Origin of the sequence: Pauljensenia sp. OF14-1SRA (assembly GCF_027694595.1) — a bacterium.
In the GTDB taxonomy this organism is placed as follows: domain Bacteria; phylum Actinomycetota; class Actinomycetes; order Actinomycetales; family Actinomycetaceae; genus Pauljensenia; species Pauljensenia turicensis_B.
Genome location: NZ_JAQEVQ010000007.1, coordinates 73515 through 92724, shown reverse-complemented (window position 1 = coordinate 92724; position 19210 = coordinate 73515). Strand labels below are relative to the sequence as shown.

At 55.8% G+C, this 19210-nt stretch carries 15 protein-coding genes and 3 tRNA genes; 4 read left to right on the top strand and 14 right to left on the bottom strand.

Annotated elements, in window-relative coordinates; genetic code table 11:
- Positions 1 to 379: 379 nt before the first annotated feature.
- The 8 genes from PG731_RS05455 to PG731_RS05420 form a co-directional block, all read right to left on the bottom strand.
- A tRNA-Ile gene (locus PG731_RS05455) sits at positions 380 to 453 on the bottom strand.
- A gap of 385 nt (positions 454 to 838) precedes the next feature.
- Positions 839 to 1093: a hypothetical protein gene (locus PG731_RS05450; RefSeq protein WP_270772642.1), complete on the bottom strand. Its 255-nt coding sequence runs from the start codon at positions 1091 to 1093 to the stop codon at positions 839 to 841.
- A gap of 568 nt (positions 1094 to 1661) precedes the next feature.
- Positions 1662 to 4553: an InlB B-repeat-containing protein gene (locus PG731_RS05445; protein WP_270772641.1), complete on the bottom strand. Its 2892-nt coding sequence runs from the start codon at positions 4551 to 4553 to the stop codon at positions 1662 to 1664.
- Between the two features lie 671 nt (positions 4554 to 5224).
- A tRNA-Ala gene (locus tag PG731_RS05440) sits at positions 5225 to 5297 on the bottom strand.
- 188 nt (positions 5298 to 5485) lie between these two features.
- Positions 5486 to 6595 carry a hypothetical protein gene (locus PG731_RS05435; RefSeq protein ID WP_270772639.1) on the bottom strand — a complete coding sequence of 370 codons (1110 nt, stop codon included), beginning with the start codon at positions 6593 to 6595 and terminating at the stop codon, positions 5486 to 5488.
- Between the two features lie 256 nt (positions 6596 to 6851).
- Complete coding sequence (locus tag PG731_RS05430) at positions 6852 to 7601, bottom strand: GNAT family N-acetyltransferase (protein ID WP_270772638.1); 750 nt, start codon at positions 7599 to 7601, stop codon at positions 6852 to 6854.
- 110 nt (positions 7602 to 7711) lie between these two features.
- Positions 7712 to 8941: a molybdopterin molybdotransferase MoeA gene (locus PG731_RS05425; protein ID WP_270772637.1), complete on the bottom strand. Its 1230-nt coding sequence runs from the start codon at positions 8939 to 8941 to the stop codon at positions 7712 to 7714.
- On the bottom strand, positions 8941 to 9507 hold the full coding sequence (locus tag PG731_RS05420) for a sugar phosphate nucleotidyltransferase (protein ID WP_270772636.1): 567 nt from the start codon (positions 9505 to 9507) through the stop codon (positions 8941 to 8943). The genes PG731_RS05425 and PG731_RS05420 overlap by 1 nt, the downstream gene beginning before the upstream one ends.
- Positions 9508 to 9542: 35 nt before the next feature.
- Here PG731_RS05420 and PG731_RS05415 point away from each other — a divergent pair, with 35 nt between their 5' ends.
- The 3 genes from PG731_RS05415 to mscL all read left to right on the top strand — a co-directional run bounded on the left by PG731_RS05415 (position 9543) and on the right by mscL (position 11376).
- Positions 9543 to 10265: a 5-formyltetrahydrofolate cyclo-ligase gene (locus tag PG731_RS05415; RefSeq protein WP_270772635.1), complete on the top strand. Its 723-nt coding sequence runs from the start codon at positions 9543 to 9545 to the stop codon at positions 10263 to 10265.
- A 68-nt stretch (positions 10266 to 10333) separates the two neighbouring features.
- Positions 10334 to 10984, top strand: coding sequence for an SAF domain-containing protein (locus PG731_RS05410; RefSeq protein WP_270772634.1), 651 nt, complete (start codon positions 10334 to 10336; stop codon positions 10982 to 10984).
- Positions 10981 to 11376, top strand: coding sequence for a large conductance mechanosensitive channel protein MscL (mscL, locus tag PG731_RS05405; RefSeq protein ID WP_270772632.1), 396 nt, complete (start codon positions 10981 to 10983; stop codon positions 11374 to 11376). The genes PG731_RS05410 and mscL overlap by 4 nt, the downstream gene beginning before the upstream one ends.
- A 156-nt stretch (positions 11377 to 11532) precedes the next feature.
- On the opposite strand, the gene PG731_RS09170 is transcribed toward mscL, so the two are convergent.
- The 3 genes from PG731_RS09170 to PG731_RS05390 form a co-directional block, all read right to left on the bottom strand.
- Complete coding sequence (locus PG731_RS09170; RefSeq protein WP_285024227.1) at positions 11533 to 11721, bottom strand: toxin; 189 nt, start codon at positions 11719 to 11721, stop codon at positions 11533 to 11535.
- A gap of 171 nt (positions 11722 to 11892) precedes the next feature.
- Complete coding sequence (locus PG731_RS05395; protein WP_270772629.1) at positions 11893 to 16137, bottom strand: prevent-host-death family protein; 4245 nt, start codon at positions 16135 to 16137, stop codon at positions 11893 to 11895.
- Positions 16138 to 16230: 93 nt separating this feature from the next.
- Positions 16231 to 17646: a L,D-transpeptidase family protein gene (locus PG731_RS05390; protein ID WP_270772628.1), complete on the bottom strand. Its 1416-nt coding sequence runs from the start codon at positions 17644 to 17646 to the stop codon at positions 16231 to 16233.
- A 66-nt stretch (positions 17647 to 17712) separates the two neighbouring features.
- Here PG731_RS05390 and PG731_RS05385 point away from each other — a divergent pair, with 66 nt between their 5' ends.
- On the top strand, positions 17713 to 17928 hold the full coding sequence (locus PG731_RS05385) for a hypothetical protein (protein ID WP_270772627.1): 216 nt from the start codon (positions 17713 to 17715) through the stop codon (positions 17926 to 17928).
- A gap of 279 nt (positions 17929 to 18207) precedes the next feature.
- Here the strand turns inward: PG731_RS05385 and PG731_RS05380 are convergent, their stop codons facing one another.
- From PG731_RS05380 to PG731_RS05370, 3 genes are all read right to left on the bottom strand, one after another.
- Positions 18208 to 18621 (bottom strand): hypothetical protein, encoded by a 414-nt coding sequence (locus PG731_RS05380; protein WP_133122018.1) that lies wholly within the window; start codon positions 18619 to 18621, stop codon positions 18208 to 18210.
- Entirely contained in the window at positions 18591 to 18785 is a 195-nt protein-coding gene (locus tag PG731_RS05375; protein ID WP_270772624.1) for a hypothetical protein, read from the bottom strand. The genes PG731_RS05380 and PG731_RS05375 overlap by 31 nt, the downstream gene beginning before the upstream one ends.
- A gap of 179 nt (positions 18786 to 18964) precedes the next feature.
- Positions 18965 to 19040: transfer RNA gene (locus PG731_RS05370), tRNA-Arg, on the bottom strand.
- Positions 19041 to 19210: the final 170 nt, after the last annotated feature.

Genomic DNA, 19210 nt, shown 5'->3' with positions numbered 1-19210 from the left:
ACCAACGAAAACCCGGATCAAAAACAACACCAAATGTCCTATAACCCCGGTTTCGGGCTCCGCTCGTCGGCGTTTGAGCCTCTCGCGTCGAAACGACGCTGATGGCAGGGCGTTCGATCTGTTCCGCACGAACTACCTCGAGGTCATTCAAACGGCGCTGCGACCGTCACCTATCCTTACGCCTGGTCAGGCCCTGTGAACACAGGCGCCGCCAGCGGGCGCAAGGCTGGAAGGTCCGATAAGGGCAGGGTTCACTCCACTTTGGCGTGCGCATCTGGCTTCTTGGACGTTCCTGTCGAAGTGCTTGTTCCAGCTGAAGCCATCGAAAAAGCAAAGCACCCGACCCTGTCGGGTCAGGCGCGTGAGCTTGTTGGAGCAGTGCCCCAAGTCGGGCTTGAACCGACGACCGACGGATTATGAGTCCGTTGCTCTGACCGACTGAGCTATTGGGGCTCTCAAAGACTACCATCTCACGACGCCTACCTTCAGTTCACACCCGCTCGCGTGGCTCGACGCTTTCATTTGCACCCTCGCCCGGGAACGAGTTTCACGACGAAGTCCGCGTTCTTCACATCGACGAGGCCACGCAGTTCCGCTCGCACCAGTTCACTGCCAGATCCCGGCTGGCGTCCTGAGCGCTCTCTTACGTCAGTGTTGTCTACATTGGGTGCGCGTGAGGTTCCGCGATTTTCATGTTCAGTCACTCGCCATTGCGCATCAGGATGCGCAGGCAACCGGGGCTTTTCGTGGTCGGTAGACACCCGCGCATAGGCAGCTACCCTCAACCTGTGCGGCCTCACGGGTTTGGCTGGGATCACCCTCATCTCACCCGCGTGCTTCAATCTCCTTCTGCCGCTCGTTCCCCTTGTTGGCGAGAGGTTTGGCTGTTGTATCCATGTACGCTCTCAACCTGCGTTTTATCCAGTCGAACCCACACTATCAGCGCCCCCACCACCGCAGCCGACTCCTTCGCGATCCGTGCTAGAAATGTGTTCGTTTCTTGAGTGGTGAACGCACCGGCCTCAGCAAGTCGATGAATGAAAGCGACCTGTCGGGCGAGGTCGACTTCGGCATCGAACATCTCTCCCATCATGGCCTGCAGCCACGAGTGCCAAAGCGGGTGGCGGATATAGCACGGGTGCGAGCAGTACTTGCGGTGCTCGTTTCCGTAGGCGGTAAAGGTTTGTCCGCAAGCAGTTGCAGGTGAAGGTGTAGATCACTTGCCGGTTCAGCAACGGCGGTGATCACGCGCGAACTCGCGCATCCGCACACGCAAGGACACGTACTTATCAGGTGTGCGATCAGGGGCTCTGGCACGCCGATAGGCACTACGAGAGAGCCCAACGATCTAGCGGGCATATCTTTGGGAGTAGCCCAGCTCGACCAGATGCCGCACGGCATCATGATGGCGAGCGGGGCTTAGAAGTTTCCTTCCGATAATTCCTTCCACGCTGCCTTTTCCAGCTCCGCCTGGCCCGAGGGCCGTTTGTGGCAAGCGTTCTCCTCACGAAGACGCTGGAGCTCTTTGGCTTCACTCGTGGTCATCGACCCATACGTTGACTACCACAGATTCAGCGTTGCTTCACTGCTCCTCAGCTCGTTGATAATCTGCGCCGTTGTCGACTCATATAGGCAGTTTCGGCTACTTTATCTTCTTATATTTAGTGCTTTCTGGTTTTCTTACTACCAGCGATAAGTAATCCGCCAGCCACAAGAATCATCGCTGCAACGTGATACGGAATCCCAGCATATCCAGTTTTCGAGAGCTTCCCGGAATTAGGGGATTTAGACGCTTTAGTGGCGCCATCACCATTGTTGTTGCTTCCACCATTCGGGTTATCAACCTGGATCTTCTTCCAGACGGCTTTGATAACGGTATCCTTGTCAGCCTTGATCGTGGCTCCAGGCGCAACCTCTTGGCCGTTTACTTCCCAAGCCTTAAATTCCTGGGTGTCATCCGGAGCAGTGAAACCGTTAGGCAACACCGTGTACTCACTACCCTTATCCACGGTCGCGCCATCCATGCTGCCCTTACCACCGTTAGCGTCATAACTAACCTTCACCGGAATCTTCTTCCAGACGGCGGTGACAGTGGTGTTATCGTTGACGGTGATCTCGTCACCGACAGCCTTTTCCTCATCGCCTATCTTCCAGCCTTTGAACTCCATATTCTTAGGCGCCTTGAACTTGCTAGGAGGCAACTTGAAAGTGCTACCTTTCTTTACGGACTCCTTGTTCATAGAGCCGGAGCCTTCACCTGCGTCGAAGTTGACGTCAACCATGATATCTTCCCAGACAGCTTCTACCTTGGCGTCCTCATTAACAGTAATCTCAGCACCAGCAGCATACTCATCATTACCAATCTTCCAGCACTTAAACTTCTGATTCGCAGGAGCAGTAAAGGCATTATCAGCCAGCTTATAAGTGCTGCCTTTCTTCATGGTCGCAGAATCCATACTCCCACTGCCACCGTTAGCCTCATAGGAAACCGTCACCTCGATGTCCTGCCAGACGGCTTGAATAGTGGTGTCTTCCTTAACAGTGATTTCATCGCCTGCAGCGTACTCAGTTTCGCCTATCTTCCAGGTCTTGAACTTTTCGTTTGCAGGGGCGGTAAAACCGTTATCCGAAATCTTGTACTTTGAGCCCTTGTTGAGCTTCTTGGCATCCATTTTACCGGTGCCTTTGTTGGCATCGTAGCTGACATCGGCAGTTTCGAGCTTCTTGGTTGCCGGATCGGATTCAAGCGGTTTTTCTTCAGGAACTAATCCGCCTTTATCTTTTGCGGTTGCCGTGACAGTTCCAGCAACTTCGATGTTTTCCACACTCAGAGTAATCACACCGGATTCTTCATTAACACCCGATCCGCTCCATTTATTGGTTTGCAAATCTCGCGTTGCGGTGACTGTTTTCTCTGCTCCAGAAGCATCCTTATAGGTGACGGTGTAAGACAGCAAGTCAGTATCTTCACCCGGCTTTTCATAGGCAGGCGGGGTAATAGTTACTTCACCCTTATCCGTATCTACCGCAATCTCAGGAGATTTAGGTGCAATATTTTTCACCAGATCTTTGGCAGGGTATTTAATGACTTGAGATTCATCTTTTAGTTTATAGGTTCCATCGTCATTTTTAGCGAATACCGGGCTACCGTTATCAAATCTATCAATGACTATATTATTTGGGCCTATTATTGTAACATTTCCGTCTTCATCAAATTCAATAAATGCAGGTACGCCCCCAACATCCAATCCAGTTCCATCTGGGAGTTTAGATACGCCATTTATTGTATTTGCGTCTCTAATCGCTTTATCGATGGCTTTTTTATCGTCAGCGGTTAGCTTTTTTGGGTCCCGAACTTCGGTTTTTTTGGGGCTGGCCAGTGTAACAGTAGAGGTTGCGCACGATACAAACTTGTTCTTTTCTTTTACAGAAACACCAACTATTTGAGCGCGGGGAAGACCGACATTACTTGGAATGGCGTATGTAAACTCACCCGTTTCAGAATCTACGCTTACTTCTACCGGATCAGATGAATCTTTATCAACCGTGCATTTCCCACTGTTAAAAGCATCTATACCGTTCGCGGAAAGCCTCGTAGATATTTGGACCTTTACGCCATCAAAAGGTGCTGTGCCCTGCAACTTCCCCTTAATAACAGTGTCAACAACGGTAATATCGCTAATCTTAGCGTCCCTTGAAGTTTCAGTTACTTGTTTTACTGTTAAACTCGGAGCCTCAATTTCACCTGATGTTGTGGTGTCAGTATAAGTCACATTAATCTTAGGCTGAGAAGTTCCATTAATTTTTAGTTCAACAGATGCTATGTCGCCAGCTATTGCAGAATTTGCTTCCTTCACCAATCTCAAAGCTTCTGCTTGCTCTTCTGCGTTGACTATATTAGCAACTGTCTGTTCTATCCAGATTTCACCAGACGGCATCTTGAGCTCATCTTTATGCTGGTCGTTCAGGCCTTTCTTGACTTCCAGAACAACGCCTTCAGAAATGTCGCCACCGGCCTCTTGCTTCACAGTGACTTTATCGCCTGCTACAAGTCCACTATCTAAAGCTACGGACCAATCTGCTTTTCTGTTTGTGTATGAAATAGTGACCGTTTTTTCTTCGGTTCCACCTGCTTGACGATTCACGGTCACGTGAATCGTCACGTCTAGCTTTCTTGCCTTGCGTTGACCGGCTCCGATCGTTAATTTTCCAGAAACAGTTTTATCTCCTGCAGATACATTATCAACAGTCGGTTTCTTGACAGCACCCACGGGTTGCCCAATAATTTCTGGCCCGATCTCCAGACCATCGCCCAGCTGGGTATCAGTTTCAACTTCTGGAGTGCTTACTGGCGCCGGACTGACGCTTTGTTCGTCAGCCTGGGAGCTCATCTGCAGATCCTCGGCTTGAGCCAAGGACGGGGTCGATAGCGTGAAACCCAAAGCGCAGGCCAAGGTTACGACCAGAAATTTTCTAAGAATGTGAGCTGGTTTAAGCAACGCTCTGCCGGCAAGCGTTACAAAAGAACCGGGCACGCCCTTGAGGTTGCGCATGAGAACTTCCTGTCCAGTGTCGTTAGCTGAATCTGCTCTCATAAAGTACCACTACTTTATCCACAAGACCAGCCCGTTGAGCTCAGATAGGTGGTTACACCTACAGGAATATAGGCAAACAAATATAGTAAATTAGCTAGAATTCCATTACACATATTGAATTGATAGGTATAGCAATCACTATACGTAAGTAATTGTTTTTGATAATCAAATCATCCATTAACGGTGATTTGAAATGAACGTCTACAAAAAAACGTGACAAACTTTTACTGCTTCATTTAGAAGCTCTGGCTTCGCACAGTTACTCCACGATCGCTCTAGGTTATAGATCTATCCTGTGAAACCGCAAAGTTTTAGCGACTCGCACACTTTTGGCGGATGGAGATATTTCTTGCAGCTTACTTCTCGGAGCCTTTCAGACTACCGGAAATCTGACAAACTGTGCCGAGCCAGCGATAAGTCACATACCTAACCAGGAAGACTCCCGAAACCCATAAAGCTACCCCGACAGGGCGAAACGCCACGTTTTAGGGCATAAAAACAGGACGTTCACTTCGTATCAAAATGAACGTCCTAGTGGTGCTAGTAATCCTTGACGAATTACGCACTATTTCGTCGTCCTTACTAATGAAAAAGCCCGAAGGCTTTTTCACCGTTCGGACTCCTCATAGTGGAGCTAAGGGGATTCGAACCCCTGACCTTCTCATTGCGAACGAGACGCGCTACCAACTGCGCCATAGCCCCAGGTGCCCGTTTAGCATAGCACCCAACGGGCAGCGATGAAAAACGGAAAACGAAGACTCAGGGACGAGGCACCGATCTCAAACGCTTCGGCCTTCGAACGTGCGTAGAGAAGCGCACATAGCGATCGGAGGCTCACCCGGTGTACGGGTGAGCCTCCGCAAAAGTCAAAGCATCAGCGCGGGTATCAGTTACTGCGCGCGACGAGCATCCAGCACAGCGTCCAAGTCAAGCGCAACAGCCTGGTCCGCGACGACCTGTTCGGTGGTCATGGCGTTCTCGGCGACAGTTGCTGCGATCGGGCGAGCCGGCACGGCCACGCCAACCTTCGGGATTCCGCGGATGTCGGTGTCAATGTGGACCGAACGACCGGCGACGCGACCGCGCGTTGCGTATCGTGGCGCGGGAATCGGGTTGACGGTCCATGTGCGACGCTCAACGGTGGTGCCGGTCAGTGCAAGTTCTTCGGCTTCGTCTTCAGCATTGACGAGATCCGTCTGAGCTTCACCGCTGACCGCATCGGCGGAGGCATTGGGCATCTCGATCACGTTGGTGCCACCAGATTCGGCGTGCGAGGTAGAAGCGGACGCTTCCAGCTCGACCTTTTCAAGCGCTTGCGAAGCAAGGGACACCGTCGCACGAGAGGTGGAACGATCTGCGGTGATACCGGCGAAGAGGTCGTCCTTTTGCATCTTCGGGGCGGGTGCGGATTCTTCCTTGCGGGCTCCTCGAGCCGAGGCTGCGTTGCGCAGGTTTTCAAGCAATTCGAGCTCAGCTTCGTTTGCTTTGTCGGAACGAATTGCCGCCATGCGCGAGGCAACTAGGGACATGACAAGCAGAGCTGCGGGGATCAGAGTCCAGAGGAACGACGCCGAAAGCGCGGCACAGACGATGGCGACCAGTCCGGTCAGACCAGCGCAGGTGGCGCTGACTCCAAGGCGACGGCGACCTGCAGCCGCTTCAGCGGCGAGGCGCGCAGCACGACGCGCACGAAGCTTAGCGATCTCACGCACGGCTTTATTTGCGCGGTGCTCGATACGAATCTTCGCATTCATTGCAGCTTGATCTGCCATGGCGATCGTTGCCCTTTGCGTAATTGTGCGACGAACACCGAGCAACTGCCCGGTAGATCGACCGCAGGTTTGGCGGTTGCTTTCATTATTGTTGAGGAGCTTCATGCCCGTTGAGAAACGGTCACTTTCACGGCTGAAAGTTTTCGCATATTGTCGGGCAGCGAGCAGGGGAATCAGCCCCAGTAGTGTCACTACCGTTGCAATGATGATGATTCCGCCAAACTCCACGAGACAACGCTATGGGTTTTCAACTGCGTTTGACTGGTGGGGTGGGCGCGTGTTGTGTTTCCTGCTCAAAGCCACTTTCACACGTGCAACAATCGCAACATCAGCCCCACCAGCCACGCTATGGCTGCGCACTCAGTCCACATAAAGACCCCGCTACAGCTACACACTCAGCCCGCATGGAGACCACGCCAAGACTGCGCCTTCAGCCCACACGAAAACTAGGCAACACCACCGGTTGGGACCTCGTACGCGACACTTACTGGCCAATCGCGTGACCATAAATACTCTTCACCAATCCACCGGACGGCAGAGACTCCGTGTCAATCGAAAACGCTTCATGATCCGCCCACGCACCGTCGATGTGCATGTAGCGCGGTCGCAGGCCTTCACGGTGTAGCCCGAGCTTGCGAGCAACTCCCAGTGATGCGGAGTTCTCGGGTCGGATCACAACCTCGATCCTGTGGAGTCCCAGTTCGCCAATAACCAGGTCGATGATCGCCGCGCAGGTGAATGTTGCCAGCCCTCGTCCAGCCCATTTTTCCGCAAGCCAATAGCCGAGCACCCCCGATGACATCGCCCCGTGCGTCACGTTGGTCAGCGAGAACTGTCCGGCAATCTCGCCACCGATTTCAAGCTTCATCACCAGCGCCCGCCCCGCGCGTTGAGCCCTGTCGATGGTGCGCCTATATTCGCCGAGCGTCTGACCTTCGTTGCCGTACGTGTCCGGTGGCAGGGTTGCTTCCCAGGGCTGTAGCCAATCGGCGTTCTCGCGTCGCACTCGGTCGATCGCCGTGTGAGCGCCGGCAAAAGCAGGCCGAATTCGTAGCAATTTCGGGTGCAGTTCCGCCTGCCCCTTCTTGGGTTTCGCGATACCTTCATGCTCCACCGATTTCGTCATCGACGAGGCCGCTCGTCCGTGCATGAACCCTTCACCGACTGGGTCGCGGACCTCAAGGCTCAGTTCACCAGGAGTTCTGCCCCAGATCCGGATGAAGTGTCCAAACATGATCTGGTCCTCTACGTAGTCGACGACTGGTCGGGCTGAAGCAAGCTAGCGACTGGCAGACAGCAGGTGACGGCTGATCACTAGCAGGTAACAGCGAGCGGGTCTCAGAATCACTCAAGAACCAAGCACTGCAACATGTCACCCGTATGCACGTTAGTTGTGCTTTCAGGGACGATGGCAAGCGCGTTGGATTCCGCGAGCGCACTGAGCAGGAGCGATGCGGGAGCACCCATGACCTTCGCTTGGTAACCGCTCTTGGGGTCGCCGACTAGGCGGACACGAACGAATTCGCGACGGCCTCGCGGTGAGTACCAAGAGCGGTCGACGGCGGCCTTCACGGAGGGGCGGGTCAGCTGTGTCCAGCCCTGCATATGACGAAGTGCTGGGCGAACAAAGACTTCGAAGCAGACCTGGGCAGAAACCGGGTCGCCGGGAAGACAGAAGATCGGGGTTCCACCCTCACCGTTGTCGTCGCCCCCGACAGTTCCGACGCCGAGGATGTGTCCCGGCCACGCGGCAATGTTGTCGAAACGGACGGTGCCCAGCGTGGACAGGACCTCGCGGACCGTGTCGCCTGAACCGTGCGAGATACCCCCGGTGGTCAGGATCAGGTCTGCGCGAACAAGCTGGTCTTCAATGGTTTCGCTCAGGACGTGGCGTTCATCTGGGACCGCGGCAACGCGGAAGGTCTGAGCGCCGGCATCGGCGATAGCCGTTGAGAGGGCGTGGCCGTTTGCATCAAAGACAGTGCCAGGACGCGCTTTTTCGCCGGGTTCAACAATTTCGTCGCCGATGGACAAAATGACGACGCGAGGACGCGGGTGAACGTACACGCGCGAGCGACCCACGCCTGCAAGCAATGCGACCTGGCGAGCACCAACGCGGGTTCCCTTTCGCAGGACGATTTCACCTTCTTCAACGTCTTCTGCCTTTCGGCGAATATTTTCGCCGACTGCTGGCTGGGTTCGAACGTTGACTTGCGCCATGCCGTGGTCAGTGAATTCAAGGGCGATCACTGAATCGGCACCGGCCGGCATCGGGGCACCAGAGGCGATACGAATCGCGGTTCCGGGCACCAGTGCTGCGGGGTTCACGTCGCCCGCGCGAATTTCTTCGGTGACACGCAGGGAGAGCTCATTGTCGGGGCGAGCACCGGCGAGGTCTTCGGAACGCACCGCGTAGCCGTCGCGGGCTGCAAGGTCAGCGACCGGAAGATCGAAGGGAGCTTCAACGTCCTCGGCAAGAACGCAGGACACTGCGTCCGCGAGTTGCACGTCCAGTGGTGGCTGCTGGGCTACGGCTGAAAGACAGTCTTGGTAGAACTCTGCAACGCTTCGCATCAGGCCTCATTCGGTTGGGTGTTCAGATATTCACGTAGCGCCGGTCCCATGTCTGGGTCGGCGAGCGCAAAGGTGATAGTGGCTCCAAGGTAGCCGAGTTTGTCGCCGGTGTCGTATCGGGGTTCGTCAATGATGACACCGTACAGTCCGCCACCGTTTTCGCCCGGCGTGGCGATGGGCTGGGCAAATGCGCCGGTCAGCTGGTATTCGCCACCGGCTCCTGGAGTGATGTTTTCGAGCGCGTCGAAAACGATGGGGTCAAAAATGTGGCGTCCGACGATCGCATAGTCAGAGCGGATCTGGTCGAGGGAGAGTTTTTCGAGTTCAGCTTCGAGCGCCGGATCCGCATCAAAGTAGTCTTCGATTGCTCGTTTGCCGGTTCTGGTGACCATGAAGATGTCGTCGATGCCAGCGTCACTTGCTTCTTTGACGATGTATTCGATCGCTGGGTGCCCGGCGATGGGTAGCATTTCTTTTAGAACAGACTTTGTGATCGGCAGGAAACGAGTACCGCGTCCCGCGGCGGGAACAACCGCGCGGGTGACAGGCTCCTGCTGTTCGATCATGGTCTCCACCCTAGTTCGAGCAGGAGCAAAACCGAGTGATACACGAGGACAAAGCCCTCATTCGCACGAGAATCCGCGCACAACGGAGTCAGCGTCGGATCTGTACCTCCGCCGATCAGCGTGCGCGTGAACGCGCTCAGTTGGCCGCGTTGTGGCCCGAGGTGCTGGCAGATTTCGGGTTTTCTTCCGCCTCTGTATCCTCTTCGCCAATTGACGAGGCTGCGCTTACCTCTGTGTCCTCTCCCCCTGCTCAGGGCGCGAGTTTTCTTCCCGCTCTCTTCATTTCAAGCCCCAGTGAACCTGACACTGCCGGACTACTTCAAGCGTGTGAGCGGTGTTTGATTCCCGGCCTCGTCGACCCAGATGGGAAGGCAGTCACTGGCGTGGCCTGGACCTACGTGGATTCGCGCCCGCAGGCGGCAGAGTCAACTCAGGCGAAGCTGGAATCTATTGTGTCTATTGGCCCGCGGTTTACTCCTACACGTGTAGAGGGCGCCGACGAATTGGCGAAAGCCGACCTGATCGTTGTACCCGCACTGGCTGTAGATGCGCGAGGAGTCCGTCTTGGGCAGGGTGGCGGATGGTACGACCGGGCACTCGAGCACGCTCGGCCTGATGTTCCGATTATCGCCGTAGTCTTCGAAGACGAGTTTTTCTCCGATCCTCGCGATTATCTGCCCGTTGAGCCTCACGATCAGCAGGTGAACGGAGTGCTGACTCCCAGCGGCTACACGCGACTTATCCACAATTCGCGCTAAGGGCCACTTATCCACAGTTTCCGTTTCGCTCAGGTGCGAGGCTGCGACTGCTTGCTTTTACTTGAGGCATGACCAGACGCATTTCATTCACGACGATCCGCAGGCTTGGACTCGCCATCATCTTCGTGTTCACCATCGGAGCAATCGCTTTGACCTTGATCCCCCACCCTGGCGGGCATCGAGTGTTGATCCTCGCCACCGACATTGAACGCGGGGACGCCATCGACTCTTCGACGGTCACATCAATCGAGGTCCCAGAACGGGTCGTTCCCGCCGACGCCATTACCTCGGCCGACGTCTTACCCGCTACTTGGACAGGAGAGCCAGCCACGAAAGGCACAATCCTCTCGGAAAGCGTCATGGCAGGATCAGCGTTAGGACGAAGTTTAAAACCCGGACAAAACCTGATTTCTGTCATATTAGATAGGACACAAGTCCCTCCACTTGAGGCCGGGGATTCCGTGGTTTTATGGGGTTTTCCTGACAACTGTGACGTAAACACCTGTTCAGCATCTTTATTGACTAATCAAGCACTTATATCCTCAGTGTCAGTAAACGACGCATCCCAATGGGGATCGTCTGCTACTGCTCGTCTCGACATCATCGTTGACGAAGCGGTAACCGAAACCGTTCTCGGCCACGCCGGGACGCATACGCTTGGCCTCGCTTTAGCTACACCACATGACGAGCGGGGCGCTTCAATCAGGAGCTCACAATGATCCAGGGATTCAAGGAATTCATCTCCAAGGGCAACGCTCTTGACCTCGCAGTTGCCGTCATCATCGGCGCAGCCTTCACCCCCATCGTCACCGCTATCACCAACGTCATCATGGGCATCATCGGCGCCGTCATCGGTCAGCCGAACTTCGACTCCGTCCTCCAGTTCACGATCAACGGCTCTGACCCGATTCAGCCGGGCACCATCATCACCGCTGTTGTGAACTTCCTCCTCGTCGCAGCTGCTGTTTACTTCGCGATCGTCGTTCCGATGAACAAGATCAAGGCCACAACCGCTAAGAAGGAAGAAGCTGTAGAAGAAGCACCGGCAGTTCCCTCCACCGAAGAACAGCTCCTCACCGAGATCCGCGACCTGCTGGCTAACAAGAACTGAAACTCAGTTCCTTAAAAACACTCACGTGGCTCCGTCCCTACAGGGACGGAGCCACTTTGCTATGTACGGATATAAGCTCCCTAGTCCACCCTTGTTTAAAAAGCAGTCGATGAAGTGGCGGGAGAGGCCTTTTCAATAGGAGAAAACAGAGAGCACCTAGGCGCGCGCTTGGGCGTGAGGCGGAACGTTGTCCAACAGACGACGGTCATTCGCCCCATCCCCACGATCCGGTGAATCCGCGAACGAACCTGCCCTGCGATCGTCGGGGCGAACGCGATCCTCCCACGATGGCGCGACCCCGTGAGCAATCAACTTACGATCCACTTCAGACACGAAAGTCGCCACGCGACGACGCTTCTTCGCACGCTCAGCAGGCGCACTCTGATCGACAGACGTTCTCTGCTCGCCAGACGTTCTCTGATCGACAGACGCTCTCTGCTCGCCAGACACTCGCGGTTCAGAGGGATTGGACGTGGGCGAATCAGTCGAGACACTCAGGTTTTCAGACACCGTGAATCACTGTTCGTCAGGGTCAGCCGGACGAGTCCTGCGCACGACGTTGCCCAGCACCGCATCAGACTGGAAACCGCGACGAGTAATCCCCAAAGCGTCACGCAACTCGTCAATCAACTCATTGAACGAGCGATCGACGCCGTCAGAGCGGATCCACATCGCCATCTCATCAAGCTGATCATCGGAGTAGGCCGCCAGAGGTAGGCCAGGAGCAATCGCCGGACGCGGACCACGCGCAGTCTCAGGCTGATTCGCAACTATGATCTCGAGCATGCCCGTAATCACCTCGTCAGCGCGCTCGCGGGCATCCATCTGATGATCCGACTTCGCAGGCTCCGTGACTACGTCATCCGCCTGCGCCCCAACGTCACCGGATTCAGCCGGTTCTTCCAGGACAATATGCACCTCAGGCTCAAGAACCACCTGCTCACTGGGAGCCAAGACCAGAGCGGGAGCCACAGCAGGACCCGCATCGCTAGACGCAACTTCAGGAGCGTTCAAGCCAACCAACGTATCCGGGCCAGAGGTATCCACGTCCACAACCATCGGGACCTCGACAACCTGTTGGTCAGGCACACCGTTAATTTCATCCACCGCATCCAAAACAAGCTGAACAATTGTGTTTGCTTCCTTTGCCGGGTCAATGAAAACGGCCATCGACAACGCCGTATGGACCTTCCAGCCCTGGGCTTCAAGCATCGCCGGCCACATACGGTCACGGACACGCAAGGATGGCTCCGCCACATACGCTTCATCATCGGTCAAAACCGCGACAAGCAGTCGACCGGGAACTTCCGGGTGGCCGATCGCAAGCGGAATACGCATTCCACCCGGGATACCCACGTTCGGGACAACCTCAAGCCCCATCGAATACAGGCGTTCTGCCAAGTCAATCAGCAGACGATCCGGTTCAGCTTCGAGAACCGGCCAGCCTCCGTTCCCCACACCTGATTGACCTTCGCCAATCTCAATCAGGTTGTAGAGCATCTGGGCGCCTTCAGCGGAAAGACGCGACGGATCGATATCGCCAGAGTGAATCGAAGAAATCAACGTCAGATCGCCACGCACCGCACGCAAAACATCCGACATTGCCGACAGACCGTTCTGGCTGGAGAAGACACCGAAATCGTGGATCACACGCCCGTGCGGGGTCTTTGCGAAACCAACGGAAATGATGATCCGATCACGACTAAAACCACGAGCGCCAGCAGGATCCACGACAGCGAACGGCTGAGCGGTTGCTTCGTCGAAGAAGGATGCCAGTCCGGGTTCGCAGGCGCGGACTTTCTCGATCGCGCGCTGAATGCGATTCGCGTGCGTAGTCGACAGGGCGATCACGCCCAGCGAACGTTCCGGCTGAGACACGGCGTGTTCGATGACCTGTTCAACAACAGCATCGACTTCCGCGGTGGTTGATTCCACTGCATGAGAACCCGGAGCGGGCATACCGGAGCTTTCACACCAGAGCGCCGTAATCGGAGCGGCCGCAGCCGTCCACGGGACCGGGACACCCGTATGGTCGATGCCATGGCGAGCAAGAAGCAACGCAACCTGGTCATTCAAACGCGTCGGTGCGACGTCCATTCGCGTCGTCGGTAGAACACTGGCCAGCATACGAGCCGCCCCATCTTCGTGAGCGCCAGACAAGTCTGCCAGTACAACAACTTGGCGAGCACGAGCAATAATCGGGATCAGTTCAACCAGTGGCAGATCATCAATATCGTCCAAGATCAGCAGATCAACATGATGTCCGGCCTTGACGATCGCGGGAATCAACGTAGGAACCGTGAACACCACCGGCACCAGGTGACGAACCAGGGGAAGAGCGTTGTAGAAATCAAGCGCACCAACGGGCGTGCCCGAAGCCAATAGAGCTTCCAGTTGTTCCTGCTGATCCGGGCGTGTCGCCATTGCCTGCAAGCGCAACCTGCGAAGCTGACCCAAAACCTGCGGAGCCAACGTATTCACCTGGGCAAGATCCAGGGCACGACCGGACTCAAGCGTGGCCTCAAGATGAGCGGGGTCGAAACCACCCAGTTGCGGATCGCTTGCCAGCATCAGGCCAAGAATTGATGCCCACCACGCCAGATCCAGTTCTGAATCAACCATCTCGTCATCAACGTGACGATCACGCAAGTCTTCAGCCAGCGACGCCAAACCTGCACCCTTGAGCTTCTTCAGCACCGTGACGCGACGTGGCAGTTCACGTGCACCTTCGGGATCAGTATCCAAGGACTCGAACAACGCCGCCAGATCAACGATCGTCATCTCTTCGAAGTTCTTGTGACCCGTCGAGAACATCGGGCGCAGAGCCTTCAGATCCTCCTGAATGCTTGCGGTCAATTCGATCGCTTCATTCATACGGTTCGGCAAAGTCGGCCAACCGTCGCCACCGGTGTGGTCGCGCCACACATCGCGACGTTCCTGCACCTTGAGGAGTTCAGCGTGCAGATCCGAAACATGCGTTCCAGGACGCACAAAGTCCTGGGCTCGTTTCAGCAAACGTGTCCGTTCTGAACGCTTCATCGTGATGCCGTGGGCGGCACGCCACTGCTTCGACGCAGTCGCAATCACCATGTCAGCAGCCGAGTTCTCAAAGATCTGCGGAGTGAAAATATCAAGAACGTCGCGAACACCCTCAAACATATGCAGTTGAGCGAGCCACTGGGACAGAGTTGTCGCAGTTCGAATATCCGCTTCACCAGCAATCGTGCTGATACGCACGCGAAGTTCAGGCAAGCTTTCCGTTGCCAAACGATGAACGCGCGACAAAACGTCAGGAACCTGCTCGTCGGACGAAATAACAACGCCCTTCCATGCGGTATGCGCCGTTGCGCGCGCAAAAAGACCCAAGTTCGAGGCCTCGTGCAGAAGCTCCCTAGCCTTCGCGCCCTGATCCTGAGCAATATCCAGCAGAACGTCCTCGCGGAAACGGACGCGGGTAGAGGGGCTCGGGTGTGCGCTTGTCAGGTCTGTCAGCACCTGAAGAGCCTCGTACGCACTTGCTCCAAATGCGCGGAACGGACGATGCAAGTACGTCGTGTACGACGACAAACGCGAACGTACATCGCGCAACTTGGTACGTATCTCGTCCACTTCATCCATATCCGCAACCGGGGACGTATCGGTCATCACCTGATGAATGCGCGCACGGATTTCAGTCCCGTCCGCGGTAGTGCCATCCAGACGAACCCCCGCTTCACTCAACCCCAAGAAACGCAGACGCTCTTCAGCCATCGTCGTACGCGACGGCGAACCACCCAAGTGGATCACGCGCCTGCCATAGGCCGCACTATCAGCAAGAATCGCGCCCACCAGCGCAGTGTCATCCGAACCGTGAGGCACATCCACAACGAAAGAACGGCCCGAAGCAACAGCTTCAACAACATCCTGCTGCTGAGGCGTCAAATCGCCTGCGCCACGTTCTTTCCACGGATCGCGATCGGTTGGAACAGAATCCGGCAGTACGCGATGAGTATTCTGGCGAGCTTCCTGATCGCCGGCCAGAGCACGCACAATATCCGAGCTCAAAATATGCTCAGGATTGTCGTACTCGCGATGCAACTGAGAAGCCGGATGCTCGAACAGCCCGATGATGAGTTCGTCACGAAGCTCAAACTGGTCAAGATGACGACCCAACTCGCGGACCTTCGCCAGCGCCTTGGACGAAGAGAACCCGTGGATAGACGTCGCTTCATCAATCAACGCCTCAGCATCGACTGCTACTCCGCTCTTCAACAGAGCTGACGTGATCGTGTTGTCCAGCTTGTAGCCTAAAGCCAGACGAATCGTCACGTCATCAGGTTGGTCTTCAAGAAGAACCGGGCGAAGCAGGACAGCAGAGCTGGCCCATTCGCCATCACTCATCCATCGGGCGTAGCCGATAGACAGGTGAACAGTTCCCACACCGTGGCGTGCAGTGAGCTCACTTGAACGTGCCATGATTGCGCGCGCATGGTCCAAGCCTCGTTTCAAGGCGGAAGGCTCACGGATGAGCAGGGACAGACGCGTCGGCTGGTCGGCATAGAGCTTCGCAAGCCCACCTGGGTGCGGAGCGCCGATAGTCAGACGAGGAGCATCCGCACCATCAATGCGAGTCCGGCGAAGCAGGTCGTCTTGCCACACAGTCAGTTGATCGCGAAGACGCTGGTGCGTGTTCGGCTGGACTGACTCCTCTGCCGGAGCAACAGGAGCCTGTTGGTGCGACGAGGGCGTTCGTGAATGACGTGAGAAAAAATTAGAGGCCACGATTCCACGGTAGTGGAGTGGCCTCGGTTTTCAACGGAAGCGTTGCCGTGTAGGAGCAGATTCCCCTACACGGCAACGCGACTCCAATTGTTGTCAGTAGTGGGTGACGACGGCAGTACCAGAATCAGCCCAATTGAAGACGTACTGTGCTTCAGCGACGGGCAGGTTCACACAACCGTGCGAACCACCGACGGAACCTAGTCCAAACTGGCGAACCCACGGAGCACCGTGGATCGCGTAGGAACCGGTGAAGTAGGAAACCCACGGCACATCCTTCGCGCAGTAGGGCCAGTCGGGGGTGCAACCCATGTCCTGCTTCTCGTACTTCAGGTAGACGTGGTAGGTGCCGGTGACGGTCTCATGGCCGGGGGCGCCGTGGTTAATCGCAACGGGGCCATGGACAACGGTCTGGCCTTCGTAGACGGTCAGGCGGTTCGTGGTCAGGTTAATATCGATCCACTTTTCACCCTCATGCATGGCGTATGGGTAGGCTTCGTAGCCCGCCATAACGGGGCGCGTTTCAGTGGTCGGCTGAACCTTGTCATAGTCGAAGCTACCCGAGTAGTCGGTCCCCGCATTCAAGGCAGCAACCACATCGGCGCCCACCTGAGCGGAGTTGTTGACGGCTTCACCTTCCTTGCCGGGCATCGATTCGGCCAGGACATTACCGGCCTCATCAACGTTGTTGATTGCCGGGGTTGGGGCAACGTTCGTTGCTTCCGCAGTCTTATCGACCCATGCCTGGACAGCTTCAGGATCGATGGAAGGGGTTCCTTCTACGTCATCAACGCCGGGTAGCACAACCCAGGCTGCGCGGTCGACGACTGTGGGAGTGTAGTCATTAATACCATCACTGATGGTCACCGAGTGAGCAACAAGAGCGGTGGCCGCGTCGGCAACCTTCTGAGCTTGCTCATCAGACACAATCGGGTCCTGCATGGACGGCGAAACGGAGATTGCCTGTGAGGACAGAGTCTGCAACGCAGTGGCCACAGCATCATTCAGTGGCTGGGCATCGATCGCGATACCAGGTACCCCGGGGGTCACAACGAACGCACCCTGCTCATCAACTGAAACGGTCGCCGACTTGGGGGCCTCGCCGACGGACTTCACCAGGGAAGCCATATAGGCGTTGAAGATTTCCTTATCAGCAGAGGAAACAAGGGGGTAGTCGCTACGCTTGAACAGTCCAACGAAGCGTTCCCAGACGGAATCCGAAGAAGCCAGAACCTGATCCGCTGACGCTTGCGCATCAACGGTGACGCCCAGATCTGCAAGCGATGCCTTTGACGGGGTACCGTCAACATCTATGTCAATTGAAACCTGGGAGACCTGATCGTTGATCCATGCGACGAGCTCGGCACGATTCATCGCGTTGACATTGTGTCCGCCAACGGATGCGGTCGGAAGAGCTTTATCAGAGTAGTAGCTGGCGTACGCCGTGCCGGCGGCACCGACAACAACTAATACTCCAATGATCGCTGCAATCAGCCATTTCATTCGGGTCATGCGTCACTGCCTTTCATTCCGCTTGCAATCGTACCGGGCTGATGCTTGCTGAGGAAACTCGTTGAGATGTCAAATACCGTTAATATCGCTCCTTTAGACATTTCTTTTTATTTTCACAATCGTGCCACTCGGGTTAACCTACCTGTCACCGCTAAGGTTGCGCCAATCGCTTCTGACGCAAACTTGAAGTTCGTCGTCCCCGAGGATCCGCTACAGTCCGACTACACCGAGGGCAAGGTTGACTCGGTGACGCTGAATGACTCCGCAGTTGATTCCAAGTAGTACACCGCGACTGAAGGTCAGAAAGTCTCCGTCGGCTTCAACCAAGCAGGTCTCGAATACCTCAAGACTCCACCGAATGCTTCGATAGTTGTCACTTCTACCGCCAAAGTATCCTCGCTACCCGCCGAGGGCCTATTCAACAACGTTGCTCACCTCTACGTTGTTTCTGAGACCAGCGCCCACGGCGACTGTCCCACTTTTCCCCGATCCCAGCAACACTGGCGTTCGTGGGAATGCTCGTCTTCACCTTCCCCACAATCACTGCGCGGGTAAGTCAACTCAACCAAGCGCAGATCGCCACCGGCGAATAAGAGTACCGATGCCCTCACCAACAATGGCGGGCACGAAGTAAATCAGCGTGGACACCGCAAGGGCGCCCCAATCTCTGGGCGAGGTCAGGCCAAACGCCTCGGGAACTGAGACAACGAACGCAATAGTCGTCACGACGGCAAGTAGCACCGGGCGCCAGAATCGAAAACCCCAGCGATACGCGGACACCATCGCGCACACGTAGGCAACAACCGGCAGGACAATAAACATTCCCGACAGCCCTTTTTCATCGTCAATCATCGTGCGCATGGCATCAACGTTGAACAGCAGGAATTGATATCCCACCTGCACGACGAATACGACGAGCAACAGAATCCATTCGGCGCGACGCATCACTGCACCTGCCAGATCAGGAAGCTCCACAACGCGATACCCCCATAGAAGAGCACGGGAACTCCCACGCCACTGACAATCAGCGCCACGACTGCTTTCGGAGTGAAAGGTGCGGGCGCGTGCCGATCAAAGCGAGTCGGTATCTGCTGTTCAGGCGACGGGGCGCTCGACCCGAGGGGCTCAAGTTCTTCCATAGTCCAAGCGTACGGTCAAAACCTCGTTCACGGAAGAGGTGCCTCTGTATCGCTTGAAACGTCCACAGTGAACGCGTCAGACCTCACCCCGCCCCTAGCCCCCACCTACCCGCGCATAGCAGGTACGCAAAACCGCCCAGAGGCACGCTGAACGGCTTTAAACGCTATGAGAAAGTATGTGGTGCCCCCGAGACGATTCGAACGTCCGACACCCGCTTTAGGAGAGCGGTGCTCTATCCCCTGAGCTACGAGGGCTTAGCCAGCCACATCCTGCGCGCGAACGCGCCGGCAGTCTGAGCGCCTCCAACTCTACCAGCCTCGTCCACTTTCACTCCACGCGCGAGCGCACAGCACCGGATGCCACTTGTGCGTCTGGCCTCATCAATCATCCGTCAGCATGCAGTGCACGCGCCCGCCCCTCATCC

Coding starts and splice junctions, on each gene's coding strand:
- PG731_RS05450 (WP_270772642.1), bottom strand. CDS start 1,093: ATGATGGGAGAGATGTTCGATGCCGAAGTCGACCTCGCCCGACAGGTC.
- PG731_RS05445 (WP_270772641.1), bottom strand. CDS start 4,553: ATGCGCAACCTCAAGGGCGTGCCCGGTTCTTTTGTAACGCTTGCCGGC.
- PG731_RS05430 (WP_270772638.1), bottom strand. CDS start 7,601: ATGTTTGGACACTTCATCCGGATCTGGGGCAGAACTCCTGGTGAACTG.
- PG731_RS05425 (WP_270772637.1), bottom strand. CDS start 8,941: ATGCGAAGCGTTGCAGAGTTCTACCAAGACTGTCTTTCAGCCGTAGCC.
- PG731_RS05420 (WP_270772636.1), bottom strand. CDS start 9,507: ATGATCGAACAGCAGGAGCCTGTCACCCGCGCGGTTGTTCCCGCCGCG.
- PG731_RS05410 (WP_270772634.1), top strand. CDS start 10,334: ATGACCAGACGCATTTCATTCACGACGATCCGCAGGCTTGGACTCGCC.
- mscL (WP_270772632.1), top strand. CDS start 10,981: ATGATCCAGGGATTCAAGGAATTCATCTCCAAGGGCAACGCTCTTGAC.
- PG731_RS05390 (WP_270772628.1), bottom strand. CDS start 17,646: ATGACCCGAATGAAATGGCTGATTGCAGCGATCATTGGAGTATTAGTT.
- PG731_RS05385 (WP_270772627.1), top strand. CDS start 17,713: ATGTCAAATACCGTTAATATCGCTCCTTTAGACATTTCTTTTTATTTT.
- PG731_RS05375 (WP_270772624.1), bottom strand. CDS start 18,785: ATGGAAGAACTTGAGCCCCTCGGGTCGAGCGCCCCGTCGCCTGAACAG.